Origin of the sequence: Micromonospora sp. WMMD956, from assembly GCF_029626125.1 — a bacterium.
In the GTDB taxonomy this organism is placed as follows: Bacteria; Actinomycetota; Actinomycetes; order Mycobacteriales; family Micromonosporaceae; genus Micromonospora; species Micromonospora carbonacea.
This window is the reverse complement of sequence record NZ_JARUBI010000005.1, coordinates 1,719,830-1,737,852: the sequence shown is the minus strand read 5'-3', so window position 1 is coordinate 1,737,852 and position 18,023 is coordinate 1,719,830. Positions and strand designations below refer to the sequence as shown.

Sequence of the window (18,023 nt, the reverse complement as noted above, 5' to 3'; positions counted from 1 at the left end):
TTCGGGTCAGCGTCCCGTTTGTTTCGGTCCTGTCAAGAGCGCCTCACACCGCACAGGAGAAACCCGCCGGACCTCCTGCTGAGCGCAGGCTCGCTGGCGTAACGGTCGATGTCATCAGGTCGCCAGGCGTTCCAGTCGCTCCGCGAAGCGGGCGGCACCGGCCTTGCGCAGGAAGGCGACCAGTTCCGCCTCGGTGTAGTCGTCGGTGCCCCGCGTGCGCTGGTAGTAGTCGAGTTGCTTCGCCAGGACCCGCCACACCGGGGCCATCGAGTCGCCCGCGACGTGGTCCAGGAACTCGTCCGCGGTGTGGACCTCAAGGCGGCCTCGCACGCACTCCGGGGGGAACGCCTCGCGTCCTTGTCGGTCGTTCGTCACCAGCACGTCGACGCCGCCGTGGATCGCGGCGGCGAGCACGTGACGGTCGTCGGGGTCGGGTGGGCAGGGCACCGAACCGGGGGAGTAGCCGGTGACCATGCCGTCGGGGAATGCGGCGACGAACTTGCGTCGCTGCCCGCCGATCGCGTGCTCGGACAGTTCCGGGCGCTTGCGGCGCAGGCGGTAAATCCACTCCGCCAGGACGTCTTCGCTGTAGCGGAGGTCGTAGGCGCTCTCCAGCGCAAGGAGGCAGATCCAGTCGCGGAGCGTCCGCGAATACAGGACGTTGGCATCCAGGAACACCAGGGGGGAGCTGGGGATCACCGGGACACTTTACCGATCGTGACCGATCGAGCACGCACTACTCGTCGTCGAGTCCGAGCGCGTCCGACTCACGCATCAGCGCCTCGTACGACCGGCGACGCTCCTCCAGTTGACGCTGCCTGAAGTCCAGGACGTCGCGCAGGAACACCCGGCGATGGCTGCCGACCCGGTGCGCCGGGATGGTGGCGTCGTCGAGCAGGCGGACGAGCGAGGGGCGGGACATGCCCAGGAGCTTCGCCGCCTCGGTGGTCGACAGTTCCCGGGAGATGGCGTTGACGGCCACGCCGTCGCCGCGGGCCAGCGTGGCGGCGATCTCGCGCAGCAGGTCGAACAGTTGCACGGGAACGGGCACCTCCTCGCCGTTGGCTGAGACGAGTCGCGTCGGGCCGTCGCCGAGGCGGCGGTGGTGACGCCTGAGGAAGTCGTCGATCTCGGCCACTCGTTGGCGCTCAGGGCCCTCGGCGGGCCGCACGGACATCGTGGCGGTGACGCTCATGGCCGTTCCCCCCTGCTTCTGCGTGAGATGTTTGGTGGATCCGTACAACTCACCCTGGACTCCATATTCACTCGTGTCCGAAGCAACCGCAAGCCATTGCGAATATTGCGCCTGTCGCGACTGGTTCGAAGCGGGGGGATGACCGTGCGTCATACCGGGAGTAGGCTGGGTGGCATGACTGCCAAGGTGACGCTGTCGTTCTCCGACGAGACGATCGAGGAGGCGCGCCGGTTCGCCAAGCGCGAGGGGCTGTCGCTCTCCGCCTGGATGGACCAGGCCGCCCGGGAGAAGGCGCTGCGCGAGGTCTTCACCGCGCACGCCGACGCCGTCAACCGGGCCGGGCTCGACCTGGAAGCGGCCGCCGTCGCCGACGCCCGCGAGGTGGCGCTGGTCGACGACGTGCTCTTCCGCGGGCGGCCGCGTGCTGCGTAGGGGGGAGGTCTGGCGGATCTCCGGCGCCCGGGAACGGCTCGGGCTGGTGATCAGCTCCGACGTCTACAACTCCACCGACGTGCCCATCGTGATGGTCGCCGAGGTGGTCGAGGCGGCGCTGCTGCGCGACTCGCCGCTGGCCGTGCCGATGGGCGGGCACGTGGTGATGCCCGACCGGCTCTCCTCGCCCATGAAGCAGTGGTTCACCGAGTGCGTGGACGTGGCCGACGCGGACACCATGCAGCGGGTCGCCCGCGCATTGCGTATCCTGCAACAACTCTGACCGCAGCCCGACCGGGATCTCACCATTGTCCCGACCCGCCCTGTGCGGCGGCTGTTGCGTCGGCGACTCCCGCGACGAATGTTCCGGTAATCCCGGCCTCCTAACTTGCTGGCGGAACCGTCCGTCGCCCGTCCCCATGGCGTCGGGCGACGTGGATGCCCGGCCGGGAGGAGACAGCGGATGACCAGCACGGTGGTCGAGACCGAACCCACAGGCGAGATCGACCTGCAACGCCGGCCGGGCCGGTGGATCGGGCACTGGGACCCCGAGGACCAGGGCTTCTGGCGGGGCGTCGGCAGGTCGATCGCCCGCCGGAACCTCGTCTACTCGATCTTCGCCGAGCACATCGGCTTCTCGGTCTGGCTGCTCTGGAGCATCGTCGTCGTCCGGCTCGACGACGTCGGCTGGCAGCTCAGCACCAGCCAGACGCTGTGGCTGACCGCCGTGCCCAGCGGCGTGGGCGCGCTGCTGCGGCTGCCGTACACCTTCGCGGTGCCGATCTTCGGCGGCCGGAACTGGACCATCGTCTCCGCGTTGCTGCTGGTGCTGCCCTGCCTCGGCCTGGCCTGGGCGGTCGAGAACCCGGAGATCGGGTATGTGCCGCTGCTGCTGGTCGCCGCCACCGCCGGCCTCGGCGGCGGCAACTTCGCCTCCAGCATGGCCAACATCTCCTTCTTCTACCCGGAGCGGGAGAAGGGCTGGGCGCTGGGCCTCAACGCCGCCGGCGGCAACATCGGCGTCGCGGTCGTGCAGTTCCTGGTGCCCCAGGTGATCGTGCTGGGCGGCGGGCTCGCGCTCTCCCGGGCCGGCCTGATGTACGTCCCGCTCGCCGTCGCCGCGGCCGTCTGCGCGTATTTGTTCATGGACAACCTGGCCGAGGCGAAGGCGGACGTGAAGCCGGTCTGGTCCGCGCTGCGGCACGCCGACACCTGGATCATGTCGCTGCTGTACATCGGCACCTTCGGCTCGTTCATCGGCTACTCGGCGGCGTTCCCGACCCTGCTCAACTCGGTGTTCGGCCGGCCCGACATCGCGTTGAGCTGGGCGTTCATCGGTGCCGGCATCGGCTCGTTCTTCCGCCCGCTGGGCGGGCGGCTGGCCGACCGGGTGGGCGGGGCCCGGGTCACCATCGGCAGCTTCGTGCTGATGGCCGTCGGGGCGTACGGCGCGCTCTGGTCCGTGCAGGAACGCAGCCTGGGTGTCTTCTTCGCCGCGTTCATGCTGCTGTTCGTGGCGACCGGGATCGGCAACGGGTCGACGTACCGGATGATCTCCAAGATCTTCCGGGTCAAGGGCGAGGACCTGGGCGGCTCCCCGGAGACCATGCTGGCCATGCGGCGGCAGGCGGCCGGGGCGCTGGGCATCATCTCCTCCGTCGGGGCGTTCGGCGGCTTCCTCGTGCCGATCTGCTATGCCTGGGCCAAGTCCACCTACGGCGGCATCCAGCCGGCGCTGCGCTTCTACGTCGGCTTCTTCCTGGTGCTGCTGGTGGTCACCTGGGTCGCGTACGTGCGGCCCGGCTCCCGGATGGCCCGCGCCGGGGTGTGACCCTGGTCATGATCGAAACGGGGGGCCGCGCCGGGCGGCCCCCCGTTTTGACCTGCCGACCCGGCCCCGGGTATCGTTGCCTGCTGTTGTACGACATTTAGAGGCGTGCCGCATCAGGTACGCTTGGTCGTTCGTGCGCGCTGGTCCGGCCGGGTTGTCCTGGTCACCTCGGCGCGCGACCCCAGACCGACGACGAGACAAGGTAGACCTGTGCGTACGTACAGCCCGAAGCCGGGTGAGATCGAGCGTCAGTGGCACGTCATCGACGCCTCTGATGTCGTGCTGGGCCGCCTCGCGACCCACGCCGCCACGCTGCTGCGTGGCAAGCACAAGCCGACTTTCGCGCCGCACGTCGACACGGGCGACTTCGTCGTCGTCGTGAACGCGGGCAAGGTTGCGCTGACCGGCAACAAGCGTCAGCAGAAGGTCGCCTACCGCCACTCCGGTTACCCGGGCGGCCTCAAGCAGGTCGGCTACGAGGAGCTGCTCAGCAAGCGCCCCGAGCGGGCCATCGAGCTGGCCGTGAAGGGGATGCTCCCGCACAACAAGCTCGGCCGTCAGCTCATCAAGAAGCTGAAGGTCTACGCCGGTGCCGAGCACCCGCACGGCGCGCAGCAGCCGACGCCGTTCGAGATCAAGCAGATCGCGCAGTGAGCGCGGGCGAAGGAAACAGCATGACCGACATCACCGAGACCGAGGTTGCCCCCGAGGCCACCGAGGCGCCGGCGCCCGTCGTCCGCGCCCCCCGCGGCGACCGCCCGATCCAGACCGTGGGCCGCCGCAAGGAGGCCATCGTCCGGGTGCGCATCGTCCCCGGCAGCGGCAAGATCACCTGCAACGGCCGCGACCTCGAGGCCTACTTCCCGAGCAAGGTGCACCAGCAGCTCATCAAGGACCCGCTGGTGACCGCCGAGAAGCCCGAGGCGTTCGACGTCATCGCCAACCTGCGCGGCGGCGGCACCACCGGCCAGGCCGGTGCGCTGCGGCTCGCGATCGCGCGGGCGCTGATCGTCAGCGAGCCCGACGACCGCCCGGCCCTGAAGAAGGCCGGCTTCCTGACCCGTGACGCCCGGGTCAAGGAGAGCAAGAAGTACGGCCTCAAGAAGGCCCGCAAGGCTCCCCAGTACTCGAAGCGCTGATCAACAGCTTCACGTTGTACTTCTGACGAACGGCCGGGTCCACCTCTCCTCGACGGGGGGTGGCCCGGCCGTTTCGCTTTCGCTGTTGCACCATTTCATCGGAGGTTGGCGGGTATGGGCCGGTTGTTCGGCACGGACGGCGTACGCGGACGCGCGAACGCGGATCTCACCCCGGAGCTCGCGCTCGCGGTGGCGGTGGCCGCCGCCCACACACTGGCCGAGACGGACCGCAGTCATCCGCCGCTGGCCGTGGTCGGCCGGGACACCCGGGCCAGCGGCGAGATGCTGGAGGCCGCCGTGGTCGCCGGCCTCACCAGCGCGGGCGCCAACGTCGTGCGCGTCGGAGTGCTGCCCACCCCCGCCGTGGCGTTCCTCACCGCCGAGGCCAAGGCCGACCTGGGCGTGATGCTCTCCGCCTCGCACAACCCCATGCCCGACAACGGCATCAAGCTCTTCGCGGTCGGTGGCCACAAGCTGCCCGACGAGATCGAGGCCCGGATCGAGGCGGCCGTCGAGGCGAACGCCGTCACCGCGTGGGACCGGCCGACCGGCGCCGGGGTGGGGCGGGTGCACGACCTGCTCGACGGCGCGGACCACTACGTGCAGCACCTCGTCGGCACCGTGCCGCACCGCCTCGACGGGATCAAGGTCGTGGTCGACTGCGCCAACGGCGCGGCGGCCGAGGTCGCGCCGGTGGCGTACCGGGAGGCGGGGGCCGAGGTCGTCGCCATCCACGCCGAGCCGGACGGCCTCAACATCAACGACGACTGCGGCTCCAACCACATCGACGCGCTGCGCGAGGCCGTCGTCGCGCACGGGGCGCACCTCGGCATCGCCCACGACGGCGACGCCGACCGGTGCGTGGCGGTCACCGCCGACGGGGTCGAGGTCGACGGCGACCAGGTGATGGCGATCCTCGCCGTGGCCATGCGGGAGTCCGGCGCGCTCACCGACGACACGCTCGTCGCCACCGTGATGAGCAACCTCGGCCTGCGGCTGGCCATGTCCGCGCAGGGCATCCGGCTGATCGAGACGAAGGTCGGCGACCGGTACGTCCTGGAGGAGCTGCGCGGCTCCGGCCTCGCCCTCGGCGGCGAGCAGAGCGGGCACATCGTCATGCCGGCCTACGCGACCACCGGCGACGGGGTGCTCACCGGGCTGCACCTGATGGCCCGGATGGCCGCCACCGGCCGCACCCTCGCCGACCTGGCCGCCGTGGTGACCAAGCTGCCCCAGGTGTTGATCAACGTGCCGGTCGGGGACCGCTCGGTGGGCGCCGCCGCGCCGGCCGTGCGGGCCGAGGTCGAGCGGGCCGAGGCGGAACTGGGCGAGACCGGCCGGGTGCTGCTGCGCCCCTCGGGCACCGAGCCGCTCGTCCGGGTGATGGTCGAGGCGGCCACCGAGAGCGTCGCCCGCGAGGTCGCCGAGCGCATCGCCGAGCAGGTCCGCGCCGCCAGTCCCACGGTGTAAGGGCGGTCAGGTCAGGCTGCGTAGCCGGGTGACCGCCTCGGCGAGCACCTCCGGTCGCTTGCAGAACGCGAACCGGACCAGCCGCCGCCCGGCCTCGACGTCGTCGTAGAACACCTGGGTGGGCACGGCCACCACCCCGCACCGCGCCGGCAGCGACCGGCAGAACTCGACCCCGTCCCGCCCGCCGAGCGGGCCGATGTCGACCGTGACGAAGTATGTCCCCTCGGGCGTGAGGACGCCGAAGCCCGCGTCGGTCAGCCCGGCGACCAACTGGTCCCGGCGGGCCTGCATCCCGGCCGAGAACTCCGCGAAGTAGGCGTCCGGCAGGGCCAGCGCCACCGCCACCGCCGGCTGCAACGGCGCGCCGTTGACGTAGGTGAGGAACTGCTTGACCCGCAGCGCCGCCGAGACCAGCGACGCCGGCCCGCTGACCCAGCCCACCTTCCACCCCGTGCAGGAGAACGTCTTGCCGGCCGACGAGATCCGCAGGGTGCGCTCGCGCATGCCGGGCAGGGTGGCCAGCGGCACGTGCGGGGTGGCGGCGTCGGCGAAGACCAGGTGCTCGTACACCTCGTCGGTCACCGCGTACGCGTCGTGCTCGCGGCACAGCTCGGCGACCAGGGTCAACTCCTCGCGGGTGAAGACCTTGCCCGTCGGGTTGTGCGGGGAGTTGAGCAGGACCAGCCGCGTACGCGGCCCGAACGCGGCGCGCAGCGCCGCCGGGTCGAAGGCGTACCGGCCGTCTGCCTCGGGCCGCAGCGTCACCGGCCGCCGCACCGCGCCCGCGAGGGCGATCGACGCGGCGTACGAGTCGTAGTACGGCTCGAAGCAGACCACCTCGTCGCCCGGCTCGCAGAGGGCGAGGATGCTCGCGGCGATCGCCTCGGTGGCCCCGGCGGTGATCACGACCTCGTCGTCCGGGTCGTACTCCAGGCCCCAGAACCGGCGCTGGTGGGCGGCGACGGCGGCCCGCAGCGCGGGGATGCCCGGACCGGGCGGGTACTGGTTCTGGCCGCCGCGCAGCGCCTCGGTGGCGGCGGCGAGCATCTCGGGCGGCCCGTCCGTGTCGGGGAAGCCCTGCCCCAGGTTGACCGCGCCGGTCCGCACGGCGAGGGCGGACATCTCGGCGAAGATGGTCGTCCCGAACGGCCGCATCCGGGCCACCAGCGGGTCGACATCGGCGGGCGTCGTCGTCACCCGCGTCAGCCTACGGGCTCGGCCCGACCACGCCCACCCTCGGCCGGATGGCCGGTCGTGGTCGGTCGGCCCGCCTCCGGGGGTACGGCCACGGCCGGGTGGCCGCCCGGCGGGCGCGCGTCGGCGCGGAGCCCCGGGTGCGGGCTGGGAGATTTGTTCCCCAGAGTGGCCCGCCCCACCAATTCGCTCAAGCTCGATGCTTGTTTACCCGGCTTCTGCGCACGCGTGGTGAGCGAAACTGGGTTAGGCTGCGGACCATGTGTGGAATCGTGGGTTACGCCGGCGCGCGCCCGGCGCTCGGCATCGTGCTCGACGGCTTGCGTCGCCTGGAGTACCGGGGCTACGACTCGGCCGGGGTGGCCGTCGTGTGCGCCGACGAGCTGCTGGTCGAGAAGAAGGCGGGCAAGCTGGCCAACCTGGAGAAGGTGCTGGCCGAGCGGGCCGCCACCGACCCGGGTGCCTGCGCCGCCAGCCCGATCGGCATCGGCGACGGCACCACCGGCATCGGGCACACCCGCTGGGCCACCCACGGCGGCCCCACCGACCGCAACGCCCACCCGCACCTCGCGCCGGACGGGCGGGTCGCCGTGATCCACAACGGCATCATCGAGAACTTCGCGAAGCTCCGCGCCGAGCTGGAGGACGACGGCGTCCAGTTCAGCAGCGACACCGACACCGAGTGCGCCGCCCACCTGCTCTCCGCCGCGCTGGCCGACCTGCGCGCCGCCGGTGAGCCCGACGGCCCGCCCCTGCTCGCCGCCGCGATGCGGGCGGTCTGCCAGCGCCTCGAAGGCGCGTTCACGCTGCTCGCCGTCGACGCGGCGGTGCCCGGCGCGGTGGTCGGCGCCCGCCGCAACTCGCCGCTGGTGGTGGGCCGGGGCGACGGGGAGAACTACCTCGCCAGCGACGTCGCGGCGTTCATCGAGCACACCCGCGAGGCGGTCGAGCTGGGCCAGGACCAGATCGTCCTGATCACCGCCGACTCGATCGAGATCACCGACTTCGCCGGCCTGCCGGCCACCGGCAAGGACTTCCACATCGACTGGGACTCCTCGGCCGCCGAGAAGGGCGGCTACGACTGGTTCATGCTCAAGGAGATCGAGGAGCAGCCGCAGGCCGTCGCCGACACCCTGCTCGGCCGGCTCACCGACAGCGGCGAGATCATGCTCGACGAGGTCCGCCTCAGCGACCAGGACCTGCGCGACGTCGACAAGATTTTCATCGTGGCGTGCGGCACCGCGTACCACTCGGGGCTGGTCGCGAAGTATGCCATCGAGCACTGGACCCGGATCCCGTGCGAGGTGGAGCTGGCCAGCGAGTTCCGCTACCGCGACCCCGTCCTCGACCGGTCCACGCTGATCATCGTGATCTCCCAGTCCGGCGAGACCATGGACACGCTGATGGCGCTGCGGCACGCCAAGGAGCAGAAGGCCCGGGTGCTCGCCATCTGCAACACCAACGGCTCGACCATCCCGCGCGAGTCCGACGCCGTGCTCTACACCCACGGCGGGCCCGAGATCGCCGTCGCCTCCACGAAGGCGTTCCTCACCCAGCTCGTCGCCTGCTATCTCATCGGCCTGCACCTCGCCCAGGTGCGCGGGATCAAGTTCGCCGACGAGGTGGCCGCCGTCGTGGACCAGCTCCACCAGATGCCCGGCAAGCTGCGCGAGCTGCTGGACCGGATCGAGCCCGTGCGGGAGCTGGCCCGGGAGATCAGGTCCGAGCCGACCGTGCTCTTCATCGGCCGGCACGTCGGCTACCCGGTCGCCCTGGAGGGCGCGCTCAAGCTCAAGGAGCTGGCGTACATGCACGCCGAGGGCTTCGCCGCCGGCGAGCTCAAGCACGGCCCGATCGCGCTCATCGACCAGGGCACCCCGGTGATCTGCATCGTGCCGTCGCCCGTCGGCCGGGGCATGCTGCACGACAAGGTCGTCTCCAACATCCAGGAGGTGCGCGCCCGGGGGGCCCGCACCATCGTGATCGCCGAGGAGGGCGACGAGGCGGTCGTCCGCTACGCCGATCACCTGATCCGGGTGCCGCGTACGCCGACGCTGCTCGCGCCCCTGGTGACCACCGTGCCGTTGCAGGTGCTCGCGGCGGAGATCGCGGCGGCCCGGGGCCACGACGTCGACCAGCCCCGCAACCTCGCCAAGTCCGTCACCGTGGAGTAGCCGCCCGCGCCGGGTCACCGGCCCAGGACGATCCGGGCCATGCCGTCCAGGGCCGGGTTCGCCGGGTCCCAGTAGCCGGTGTGGCCGTGCCGACCGCTGGGGAAGGTGCGCCCGCCGAAGCCCGGGTCGGCCGGGTCGTGGCCGAACCACAGCGCGTGGTCGTCCCGGCCGGTCAGCACGGCGGCCAGCGGGCTGAGCCCGCGCAGGACGCGGCGGGGCAGCTCGTCGGGGGCCGGGGCCAGCCGGATCCCGTCGTCGGGCGCCGTGCTCGCCCAGACCTCCCCGGCGGGCAGCCCCAGCCCGTCGGCCCGGTCGACGCCGACGCCGGGCGAGCCGACGAAGACCAGCGCGTCGGCGGCGAGCCCGTGGTCGCGGGCGGCGGTGCCCACGACCAGCGAGCCGTAGCTGTGCCCGAGCACCGTCTGCCGGGCCGGCGGGCCGTCGTGGGTCGCCCGCAGCCCCTCCTGGAACCGGTGCAGCGCCGGGCCGGCGTCCCGGGCCTGGTGGGGCAGCACGGCCTCGTGCAGGAAGTCCGGCGCGTCGTAGTCCAGCCAGAGCACCGCCGCGGTGGACGCCGTCGGGTCCAGCGCCGCGCACCGGGCCTGCACCCGGGCGGCGCGGCCCAGCTCGCCGGTGGCGTCGGCGAGGCCGGCGGTCATCCCCGGCACGTAGGTCAGCACCCGGTCGGCCCGGTCCGGGTCGCCCAGCGCCACGACCGCCCGCCCCTCGCCGCCCGGGTCCAGCCCCAGCAGGTAGGCCCGGGGCTGCCCGCCGCCGGTCAACCGGGCCGCCAGCGCGTCCAGCCCCGTCAGGGCACCCTCCACCCGGGCCAGCCCGGCCAGCTCCACCGGCCCGCGCGGCAGCCGGTCGAGCAGCCGGCGTCGCTCGGCCAGCAGCACCTCCCGCCGCCGGTCGACCAGCAGCCGGTTCGCCTGGTCCCGGGCCGCCACGGGCACCCCGTCGAGCCGGCCGACGAGCTCGGGCTCCCGGGCCACCAGCCAGCGGCGCTGCGCGGGCGTGAGCCCGGCCCACCAGGACCGGACGGTCGCCGGGCTGGCCCCCGGCGGCGGACGCCAGGGCGGGGGCGGGGCCACCCAGCCCGCGCCGGCCGCCCGGGTCAGCTCGGCGAGCCGGCCGGCGGCCTCCCGGTCGGCCGCGTCGGCCAACTCCAGGGCCGCCGCCACGGCGGCGGCGACCCGGGCCACGGCGGCCGGCTGGCCCGGCCGCGCCCGCGCCGGGTCGGCGCTCGCCCGGCCCCGCCGGTCCAGCCGCACCCCGCCGGCGTCGGCCAGGGCGACCGCCTCGGTCAGCCGCGCCTTGGCCCGCTGGAGCCGCCCGGCCAGCTCGGCGAGCACCTGGTCGGTCTCGATCGCCGCCGGCGCGAGGGCCGCCAGCTCGGACCGGAGCGCGCCGATCCGCCCGCCCGCCGCCCCGGCCGCAGCGCCCGCCCAGCCGCCCCGCAGCGCGCGGGCCGCCGCGTCCAGCTCGGCGGCCCGCCGGCCGACCAGCCCGGTCAGCCCCCGCCAGGCCGCGCCGGCCGCCGCCCACCGGGCCGGGTCGGCCGCCCACAGCCGGGCGTAGGCGTCGCCCCCGGCGGCGGGGGACGCATGCCCGCCGGGGCCGCCGGCCGGGTCGACGCCGCCGGCCCGGCCCGCCCTGCCGGCGGCCGCCCCGGCCGGGCCGCCCGCCCCACCGGCCGCCGGGCTTCCGCCGCCCGCGCCCCGGCGCGTCGCAGGGCTCACCGGGGGAGCACCCTGAGCCGGTGGGCGGCCCGCTCGTCGGCCGCCTGGTAGCCCTCGGCGGCGCCGGTGAGCGCGCCCTGGGCGGCGGCGACCCGCGCGCCGAGCGCCCCACACCAGGCGTGCGCGGCCGACTCCAGGCCGCCCAGGGCGTCGGCCGACCGCCAGCCGGGGGCCGGCACCGCCAGCCCGGGCACGCCGGACAGCCCGTGCCCGAGCCGGTACGCGAGGTCGCCCAGTGCCCCGGCGACCTCCCGCAGCAGCTCCGGGCGGACGGTGAACGGCTCCTCGGTCATCGGTGGCTCCTCCGGCTCGGTGCCCCGTCACGACAGGACGGGCGGCGGGGCCGGCCCGGTGGGCCGACGACACCGCCGTCGACGGGTGGACAGCGACGCCGTCGACGCTAGGCAGCCGCCCCGCCGACCGGAACGCCCTGTGGACAACGGGCGGCGGTCGTACCCCCGGGTTGTCCACAGGCATTGCCCACAGTCGACCCGACGGGTAACCTGCGGCCGCCTCCGCCGGTAGGGTGAGGTCATGATCCTCGACGGTCCGGGGCGGCCCCGGCAGGCGGGCCACGACGGCATCGGCGCCCCCGGCGCGGACGCCGGACGGGGCGCGGCGGCATGAAACCGGTGTGGCGGGTCGCGGACGTGCGGGCGGCGGAGGCCGGGCTGATGGCCACCCTCCCCGCCGGCACGCTGATGCACCGGGCGGCGGCCGGGCTGGCGCGCCGCTGCGCGCTGCTGCTCGCCGACCGGGGCGGGGTCTATGGAGCCCGGGTGCTGCTGCTGGTCGGCGCGGGCGACAACGGCGGCGACGCCCTCTACGCGGGGGAGCGGCTGGCCCGCCGGGGCGCGCAAGTCTCGGCCCTGCTGCTCACCCCGGGCCGGGCGCACGCGCCGGGACTGGCCGCGCTGCGCGCCGCCGGGGGCCGCCTGGTGGACCGGCCGCCCGCCGCGGTCGACCTGGTGCTCGACGGGATCGTCGGGATCGGCGGCACCGGCGGGCTGCGCGAGGCGGCCGACCGGCTGGCCGGCGAGCTGCCCGGCCTGCGTGGCCGCGACGGCGGGCGGGCGGTCGTGGTCGCCGTCGACGTGCCCAGCGGGGTCGCCGTGGACACCGGCCACGTGCCGCCGGCCGCCTCCGGCCGGTCGACCGCGATCCGGGCCGACGTGACGGTGGCGTTCGGCGCGCTGAAGCCGGCCCTGGTGGTGGGCCCGGCGGCGGCGCTGGCCGGGCAGGTCGAGCTGGTCGACATCGGCCTGGGGCCGTGGCTGCGCGGCACGCCCGCGCTGCGGGTCACCGAGCGCTCCGACGTGGCCGACTGGTGGCCGGAGCCGGGCCCGGCCGCCGAGAAGTACACCCGGGGCGTGGTGGGCCTGGCGACGGGCTCGGCGGCGTACCCGGGCGCGGCCGTGCTCTCCGTCGGCGGCGCGCTCGCCGGGCCGACGGGCCTGGTCCGGTACGCCGGCAGCGCCCGCGCCGACGTGCTGCTGCACCACCCCTCCGTGATCGCGAGCGGCCGGGTCGCCGACGCCGGCCGGGTCCAGGCGTGGGTCTGCGGCTCGGGGCTGGGCACCGGCGAGGAGGCCGCCGCCGAGCTGCGGGCGGTGCTCGCCGCCCCGGTGCCGGTGGTGCTCGACGCCGACGCGCTGACGCTGCTCGTGGACGGGTCGATGGCGGACCGGCTGCGCCAGCGGGACGCGCCGATCGTGGTCACCCCGCACGACCGGGAGTTCGCTCGGCTCTGCGGGGAGGAGCCGGGCGCGGACCGGGCCGCCGCCGCGCTGCGGCTGGCCGCCTGGATGAACGCGGTGGTCCTGCTCAAGGGGGACCGCACGATCGTCGCCACCCCCGACGGCCGGGCGTACGTCAACCCGACCGGCACCCCCGCGCTGGCCACCGGGGGCACCGGCGACGTGCTCGCCGGGCTGCTCGGCTCGCTGCTCGCCGCCGGGCTGGCCCCGGAGCGGGCGGCCGCCGCGGCGGCGTACCTGCACGGGCTGGCCGGGCGGGAGGCGGCCCGGTCGGGCCCGGTGACCGCGCCCGACGTGGCCGCCGCGCTCCGCCCGGTGGTGGCCGCGCTCCCCTGACGAGCGGCGGGCGCGGGCCGATCGACACCGTGCCGGGGCCGGTTGATCGACACCATGTCGGCGACATGGCGGGGTCGTTCGCCCCCGGATGCCGCCACCTGCCCGACATCGAGAGGCCCGCGGCGGCCCGGTCAGTAGGCTGAGGGGCATGTGGCAGTCCGAGGTGCGGGTCGATCTTGACGCGATCCGGGAGAACGTGACGCGGCTGCGCGCCGGCACCGGCGCCGAGCTGATGGCGGTGGTCAAGGCCGACGGCTACGGCCACGGCATGATCCCGTCGGCCCGCGCCGCGCTCGACGCCGGCGCGGACTGGCTCGGCGTCTGCACCCTCGACGAGGCGCTGACGCTGCGCCGGGCCGGCATCGACGCGCCCGTGCTGGCCTGGCTGCTCGCCCCCGGGCTGCCGCTGCACGAGGGCGTCGCGGCCGGGGTGGACCTGGCCGCCGCGAGCCTCACCCAGCTCGACGAGATGGTCGAGGCGGGCCGGCTCGCCGACCGCCCGGCCCGCCTGCACCTGAAGGTCGACACGGGGCTGGCCCGGGGCGGGGCCACCGTCGCCGACTGGCCGGCGCTGCTGGAGGCCGCCGCGAAGGCCCAGGCCGACGGCCTGGTCGAGGTGGTCGGCGTGTGGAGCCACTTCGTCTACGCGGACCTGCCCGGCCACCCGACGACCGACCGCCAGCTCGCGGTCTTCCACGAGGCGCTGGACATGGTCGAGCGGGCGGGGCTGCGCCCGCGCTACCGGCACCTGGCCAACTCCGCGGCCACCCTGACCCGCCCCGACACCCACTTCGACCTGGTCCGGCCGGGGCTGGCGACCTACGGGCTCTCCCCGGTGGCCGGCGAGCGGTTCGGGCTGCGCCCGGCGATGACCGCCCGGGCCCGGGTCATGCTCACCAAGCGGGTGCCCGCCGGCAGCGGCGTGTCCTACGGGCACACCTACCTCACCGACGCCGACGCCAACCTGGCCGTGGTGCCGCTCGGCTACGCCGACGGGGTGCCCCGGCACGCCTCCAACACCGGCCCGGTGCAGCTCGCCGGCCGGCGGCGGACCGTCTCGGGCCGGGTCTGCATGGACCAGTTCGTCGTCGACTGCGGCGACGACCCGGTGGCCGCCGGCGACGTGGCGACCCTGTTCGGCCCCGGGGCCGACGGCGAGCCCACGGCCGACGACTGGGCCGAGGCGGTCGGCACGATCAACTACGAGATCGTCACCCGGTTCGGCGGGGTGCGGGTGCCCCGCGTCTACGACGGCGAGCGACCGTGAGCGAGCGCAGGGGCTTCCGCATCCCCCGGCCCCGCACCGCCGCCGGCCGGGTGGCCGGCGTCGTCGGGGCGGCCGTCGGGGTGGCCGCCGCCGGGCTCGCGGCGGGCGTGGTGAGCGAGCGCGCCCTGGTCCGCCGGCTCAAGGCGGACCCGGCCGACCCGCACGCCGACGAGGTCTTCGGCCAGCAGCGCTACGACGAGGCGTTCCGGCTGGAGCTGCCCGACGGCACCGACATCCACGTCGAGGTGGTGGAGCCGACCCGGCCCGTCCCCGGGCACCCGACCGTGGTGCTGGTGCACGGCTTCTGCCTGGACATGGGCACCTTCCACTTCCAGCGCAAGCTGCTCGCCGAGCGGGGCGAGCACCGCATCGTCGCGTACGACCAGCCGGGGCACGGCCGGTCGGGGCGGCTGGAGACCGGCGAATACGATCTCGCCGCGCTCGGCCGCACGCTGCGCCGGGTCATCGACCGGACCGCCCCGGAGGGCCCGCTCGTGCTCGTCGGTCACTCGATGGGCGGCATGACCATCATGGCGTTCGCCGAGCTCTACCCGGAGCTGTTCGGCGACCGGGTGGTCGGCACGGTGCTGATGGCCACCTCGGGCGGGCTGCTGGCCGAGACGAAGCTCGTCGCCCCGGCCCTGCTCGGCCGGGTCGGCGCGCCGGTGCTCTACATGATGAGCAACGCCACCCGCTACGGCGGGCCGGCGATCGACGCGGCGCGCAAGTCGACGTCCAACGTGGCCTGGCTGCTCACCCGCAAGTACGGCTTCGGCACCCCGAAGCCCAGCCCGGCCCTGGTGTCGTACGTCGAGCTGATGAACTCCCGCACCTCGGCCGACACGGTCACCCGCTACCTGCGCACGCTGGCCACCCACTCCCGCTATCCGGCGCTGGCCGCGTTGGCCGGCACCCCGGTGCTGGTGGTGGTCGGCGACAAGGACATGATCACCCCCGTGACCCACTCGGAGGAGATCGTCCGGCGGCTGCCGCACGCCGAATACCTCAAGATCCGTGACAGCGGGCACGTGGTGATGCTGGAGCACGCCGACGAGGTCAACGGGGCCCTGACCCGCTTCCTGGAGGGGCTGTGAGCCGGGCCGACGCGGCCGGTGCCGCCGTGCGCGTGGCGCTGCCGACGGTGGCGGACACCCACGCGTTCGGCCGCCGGCTCGCCGGGGTGCTGCGCGCCGGCGACCTGCTGCTGCTCACCGGCCCGCTGGGGGCCGGCAAGACGGCGCTGACCCAGGGCATCGGCGCGGGCCTCGGCGTGCTGGGCGACATCACCTCGCCGACGTTCGTGATCGCCCGCGTGCACCGGCCCGATCCGGTGCGGGGCCGGGGCGTGGCGCTGGTGCACGCCGACGCGTACCGGCTGGGGGACGCCGCCGACCCGCGCGCCGAGATCGACGACCTCGACCTGGACGCCTCGGTCGACGACTCGGTCACCGTCGTCGAGTGGGGCGAGGGGCTGGTCGAGCAACTGGTCGACGCCCACCTGCGGGTCCGCATCGACCGGCGCGACGACGACACCCGGCTGGTCGAGCTGGCCCCGGCCGGCGGCGACTGGGCCGCCCGCCTGGGTGCCCTCGCCTGACGCGGCACGGGAGCATCCGGTCGCCACCGGCCCGAGGCTTCCGCCCCACCGTCGGACCGTCCCGCGCGGGTGTCGGACCGGGCTGGTAGGAAGGGGGCGACCGACTGCGAAAGGTTGCCGATGCCCCACGACGCCCCCACCCTCGACCTGCTCTCCCTGCTGCCCGAGGAGTGGCGCGCCCTGCTCACCCCGCACCTCGACCCGGCCCGCACGGCCGCGCTGGCCGAGTTCGTCGCCGGGGAATACGCCACCCAGACCGTCTTCCCGCCGGTCGAGGACCTGTTCTCCGCGTACCGGCTGTGCGGGCCGGGCCAGACCCGGGTGCTGATCCTCGGGCAGGACCCGTACCACAAGGCGGGGCAGGCGCACGGGCTGAGCTTCAGCGTCCGCGAGGGGGTGTCCGTCCCGCCGTCGCTGCGCAACGTCTTCAAGGAGTTGACCGAGGACCTGGGGGTGGCGAAGCCGCGCAGCGGCAACCTCGACGGCTGGGCCGCCCAGGGGGTGCTGCTGCTCAACTCGGTGCTGACCGTCCGGCAGGCCACCCCCGGCTCGCACGCCAACAAGGGGTGGGAGGAGTTCACCGACGCGACGATCCGCGCCCTCGACGCCCTCGACCAGCGGGTCGTCTTCCTGCTCTGGGGCGGATACGCCCGCAAGAAGGCGGCCCTGGTCACCAACCCGCAGCACGTGGTGCTGGAGGCCGGTCACCCGAGCCCGATGAACCCGCGCGGGTTCCTCGGCAGCCGCCCGTTCAGCGCGACGAACAAGGCCCTCGCCGACGCCGGCCTGCCGACCATCGACTGGGAGCGTTCGGCCGGCTGACCGGGTCCACCACCCGCCCGCCCGGATCGCCCGCGCGCTGACCACCCGCCCGAGCAGCACGCCCCGCCCGAGCGGGTTTCGTCGCCCGGTCACACCGCACTTTCGGAGTGACCGGGCGATCACCGTCTCATTTAGACTGTCGGCATCCCGCTATCCCGGCGGCTCCACGGATCGGAGGCGGCACGTGGCGGCTACGGCGACGGTCAACCCGCAGCAGTGGCGCGCGGCCCGGGAGGCGCTGGCGGCGGCCACCGACCGGTTCGCCCGGCTCGTCGAGTCGGTCGACCGGCCGCAGACCATGGTGACCGCGCACTGGTCGGTCGCCGACACCGTCGTCCACCTGGTCTCGGTCGCCTGGTGGTATGCGACGAAGCTCGACCCGCAGCACCCGCCGCTGCCGATCCCCGGCCTCGACGCCCGGCTGCCGACGGTCACCGTGGACACCATCGAGGGCGTCAACGACCTGGTCCTGGCGCACCTGACCGAGCGGGATCCCGCGCCGCTGCTGGCGCAGTTCCGCGCCGACGTGGCGAAGATCCTCTCGATCGCCGCCGACCGTGACCCCGACGAGCTGCTGCCCTGGTTCGGCGACGCCCGCGCACCGCTCGCCGGTCTCTTCGGCCACCTCGTCAACGAGCTGCTGGTGCACGGGTGGGACATCGCCCGCGCCACCGGTCGGCCCTGGGAGATGCCCGGCCGGGAGGCCGTGCTGTTCTTCGAGGTGTTCCTCGTCGGGGTGGTCCGCGCCGGTTACGGGCGGCTGCTCGACAACGACGAGCCGCCCCGGGAACGCCCGATCACCGTCGAGTTCCGGTCGGCGTACTGCGCCGACGTCACCCTCGTCCTGCACCGGGGGCTGGTGTCGATCGCCGCGCCCGGGGCCCGGCCGGACGTGCGGGTGCGGTTCGACCCGGCGGCGCTCAACCTGATGCTGTTCGGTCGGGTGGGCCGCGTCCGCACCGCCCTCACCGGTGGCGTCTCCATCCGGGGCCGCCGCCCCTGGCTGCTGTTCCCCTTCCTGCGGGTCCTGCGCACCCCGAGCTGACCCCGTCACCCGCTCGGTGATC

General features: G+C 74.5%; 18 protein-coding genes. 13 read left to right on the top strand and 5 right to left on the bottom strand.

Features of this window, described 5'->3' with window-relative positions:
- Window positions 1-114: 114 nt before the first annotated feature.
- Both O7628_RS07995 and O7628_RS07990 read right to left on the bottom strand, forming a co-directional pair.
- Window positions 115-699: a PIN domain-containing protein gene (locus O7628_RS07995; RefSeq protein ID WP_278129387.1), complete on the bottom strand. Its 585-nt coding sequence runs from the start codon at window positions 697-699 to the stop codon at window positions 115-117.
- Window positions 700-736: 37 nt separating this feature from the next.
- Window positions 737-1,195 carry a helix-turn-helix domain-containing protein gene (locus tag O7628_RS07990; protein WP_278129386.1) on the bottom strand — a complete coding sequence of 153 codons (459 nt, stop codon included), beginning with the start codon at window positions 1,193-1,195 and terminating at the stop codon, window positions 737-739.
- Between the two features lie 174 nt (window positions 1,196-1,369).
- On the opposite strand from O7628_RS07990, the gene O7628_RS07985 reads away from it, so the two are divergent.
- From O7628_RS07985 to glmM, 6 genes are all read left to right on the top strand, one after another.
- A complete protein-coding gene (locus tag O7628_RS07985) occupies window positions 1,370-1,627 on the top strand; it encodes a DUF6364 family protein (protein ID WP_074472554.1) in 258 nt (85 codons plus the stop codon).
- Window positions 1,617-1,910: a type II toxin-antitoxin system PemK/MazF family toxin gene (locus tag O7628_RS07980; protein ID WP_043966519.1), complete on the top strand. Its 294-nt coding sequence runs from the start codon at window positions 1,617-1,619 to the stop codon at window positions 1,908-1,910. Before O7628_RS07985 ends, O7628_RS07980 begins: the two co-directional genes overlap by 11 nt.
- Before the next feature lie 180 nt (window positions 1,911-2,090).
- Window positions 2,091-3,458 carry a nitrate/nitrite transporter gene (locus tag O7628_RS07975; protein ID WP_278129385.1) on the top strand — a complete coding sequence of 456 codons (1,368 nt, stop codon included), beginning with the start codon at window positions 2,091-2,093 and terminating at the stop codon, window positions 3,456-3,458.
- Window positions 3,459-3,668: 210 nt separating this feature from the next.
- Window positions 3,669-4,112 (top strand): 50S ribosomal protein L13, encoded by a 444-nt coding sequence (gene rplM, locus O7628_RS07970; RefSeq protein WP_043965607.1) that lies wholly within the window; start codon window positions 3,669-3,671, stop codon window positions 4,110-4,112.
- Between the two features lie 20 nt (window positions 4,113-4,132).
- A complete protein-coding gene (gene rpsI / locus O7628_RS07965; RefSeq protein WP_043965609.1) occupies window positions 4,133-4,597 on the top strand; it encodes a 30S ribosomal protein S9 in 465 nt (154 codons plus the stop codon).
- 114 nt (window positions 4,598-4,711) lie between these two features.
- A complete protein-coding gene (glmM, locus tag O7628_RS07960; protein WP_178066418.1) occupies window positions 4,712-6,067 on the top strand; it encodes a phosphoglucosamine mutase in 1,356 nt (451 codons plus the stop codon).
- 6 nt (window positions 6,068-6,073) lie between these two features.
- On the opposite strand, the gene O7628_RS07955 is transcribed toward glmM, so the two are convergent.
- Complete coding sequence (locus O7628_RS07955; RefSeq protein ID WP_278129384.1) at window positions 6,074-7,264, bottom strand: pyridoxal phosphate-dependent aminotransferase; 1,191 nt, start codon at window positions 7,262-7,264, stop codon at window positions 6,074-6,076.
- Window positions 7,265-7,521: 257 nt separating this feature from the next.
- Between O7628_RS07955 and glmS the strand changes: the two genes are divergently transcribed.
- Window positions 7,522-9,435: a glutamine--fructose-6-phosphate transaminase (isomerizing) gene (gene glmS, locus O7628_RS07950; RefSeq protein ID WP_074472558.1), complete on the top strand. Its 1,914-nt coding sequence runs from the start codon at window positions 7,522-7,524 to the stop codon at window positions 9,433-9,435.
- A gap of 14 nt (window positions 9,436-9,449) precedes the next feature.
- On the opposite strand, the gene O7628_RS07945 is transcribed toward glmS, so the two are convergent.
- Together O7628_RS07945 and O7628_RS07940 are read right to left on the bottom strand one after the other, a co-directional pair.
- Window positions 9,450-11,177 (bottom strand): alpha/beta hydrolase, encoded by a 1,728-nt coding sequence (locus O7628_RS07945; RefSeq protein ID WP_347405151.1) that lies wholly within the window; start codon window positions 11,175-11,177, stop codon window positions 9,450-9,452.
- Window positions 11,174-11,470: a hypothetical protein gene (locus O7628_RS07940; protein WP_074472559.1), complete on the bottom strand. Its 297-nt coding sequence runs from the start codon at window positions 11,468-11,470 to the stop codon at window positions 11,174-11,176. The genes O7628_RS07945 and O7628_RS07940 overlap by 4 nt, the downstream gene beginning before the upstream one ends.
- A gap of 330 nt (window positions 11,471-11,800) precedes the next feature.
- Between O7628_RS07940 and O7628_RS07935 the strand changes: the two genes are divergently transcribed.
- The 6 genes from O7628_RS07935 (at window position 11,801) to O7628_RS07910 (ending at window position 18,001) form a co-directional block, all read left to right on the top strand.
- The gene (locus tag O7628_RS07935; protein ID WP_278129383.1) at window positions 11,801-13,270 is read left to right on the top strand and encodes an NAD(P)H-hydrate dehydratase; all 1,470 of its coding nucleotides are present in this window, start codon (window positions 11,801-11,803) and stop codon (window positions 13,268-13,270) included.
- Between the two features lie 148 nt (window positions 13,271-13,418).
- Window positions 13,419-14,537, top strand: coding sequence for an alanine racemase (gene alr / locus O7628_RS07930; protein ID WP_278129382.1), 1,119 nt, complete (start codon window positions 13,419-13,421; stop codon window positions 14,535-14,537).
- The gene (locus tag O7628_RS07925; protein ID WP_278129381.1) at window positions 14,534-15,631 is read left to right on the top strand and encodes an alpha/beta hydrolase; all 1,098 of its coding nucleotides are present in this window, start codon (window positions 14,534-14,536) and stop codon (window positions 15,629-15,631) included. Before alr ends, O7628_RS07925 begins: the two co-directional genes overlap by 4 nt.
- Before the next feature lie 32 nt (window positions 15,632-15,663).
- Window positions 15,664-16,134: a tRNA (adenosine(37)-N6)-threonylcarbamoyltransferase complex ATPase subunit type 1 TsaE gene (gene tsaE / locus O7628_RS07920; RefSeq protein ID WP_278136256.1), complete on the top strand. Its 471-nt coding sequence runs from the start codon at window positions 15,664-15,666 to the stop codon at window positions 16,132-16,134.
- A gap of 120 nt (window positions 16,135-16,254) precedes the next feature.
- Window positions 16,255-16,956 carry a uracil-DNA glycosylase gene (locus tag O7628_RS07915; RefSeq protein ID WP_043965627.1) on the top strand — a complete coding sequence of 234 codons (702 nt, stop codon included), beginning with the start codon at window positions 16,255-16,257 and terminating at the stop codon, window positions 16,954-16,956.
- A gap of 184 nt (window positions 16,957-17,140) precedes the next feature.
- Window positions 17,141-18,001 carry a maleylpyruvate isomerase family mycothiol-dependent enzyme gene (locus tag O7628_RS07910; RefSeq protein ID WP_083302421.1) on the top strand — a complete coding sequence of 287 codons (861 nt, stop codon included), beginning with the start codon at window positions 17,141-17,143 and terminating at the stop codon, window positions 17,999-18,001.
- Window positions 18,002-18,023: the final 22 nt, after the last annotated feature.

Excerpts from the sequence above, each read along its gene's own strand:
- O7628_RS07990 (WP_278129386.1), bottom strand. The coding sequence starts at position 1,195 with ATGAGCGTCACCGCCACGATGTCCGTGCGGCCCGCCGAGGGCCCTGAG.
- O7628_RS07985 (WP_074472554.1), top strand. The coding sequence starts at position 1,370 with ATGACTGCCAAGGTGACGCTGTCGTTCTCCGACGAGACGATCGAGGAG.
- O7628_RS07975 (WP_278129385.1), top strand. The coding sequence starts at position 2,091 with ATGACCAGCACGGTGGTCGAGACCGAACCCACAGGCGAGATCGACCTG.
- rpsI (WP_043965609.1), top strand. The coding sequence starts at position 4,133 with ATGACCGACATCACCGAGACCGAGGTTGCCCCCGAGGCCACCGAGGCG.
- glmM (WP_178066418.1), top strand. The coding sequence starts at position 4,712 with ATGGGCCGGTTGTTCGGCACGGACGGCGTACGCGGACGCGCGAACGCG.
- glmS (WP_074472558.1), top strand. The coding sequence starts at position 7,522 with ATGTGTGGAATCGTGGGTTACGCCGGCGCGCGCCCGGCGCTCGGCATC.
- O7628_RS07940 (WP_074472559.1), bottom strand. The coding sequence starts at position 11,470 with ATGACCGAGGAGCCGTTCACCGTCCGCCCGGAGCTGCTGCGGGAGGTC.
- O7628_RS07935 (WP_278129383.1), top strand. The coding sequence starts at position 11,801 with ATGAAACCGGTGTGGCGGGTCGCGGACGTGCGGGCGGCGGAGGCCGGG.
- alr (WP_278129382.1), top strand. The coding sequence starts at position 13,419 with ATGTGGCAGTCCGAGGTGCGGGTCGATCTTGACGCGATCCGGGAGAAC.
- O7628_RS07915 (WP_043965627.1), top strand. The coding sequence starts at position 16,255 with ATGCCCCACGACGCCCCCACCCTCGACCTGCTCTCCCTGCTGCCCGAG.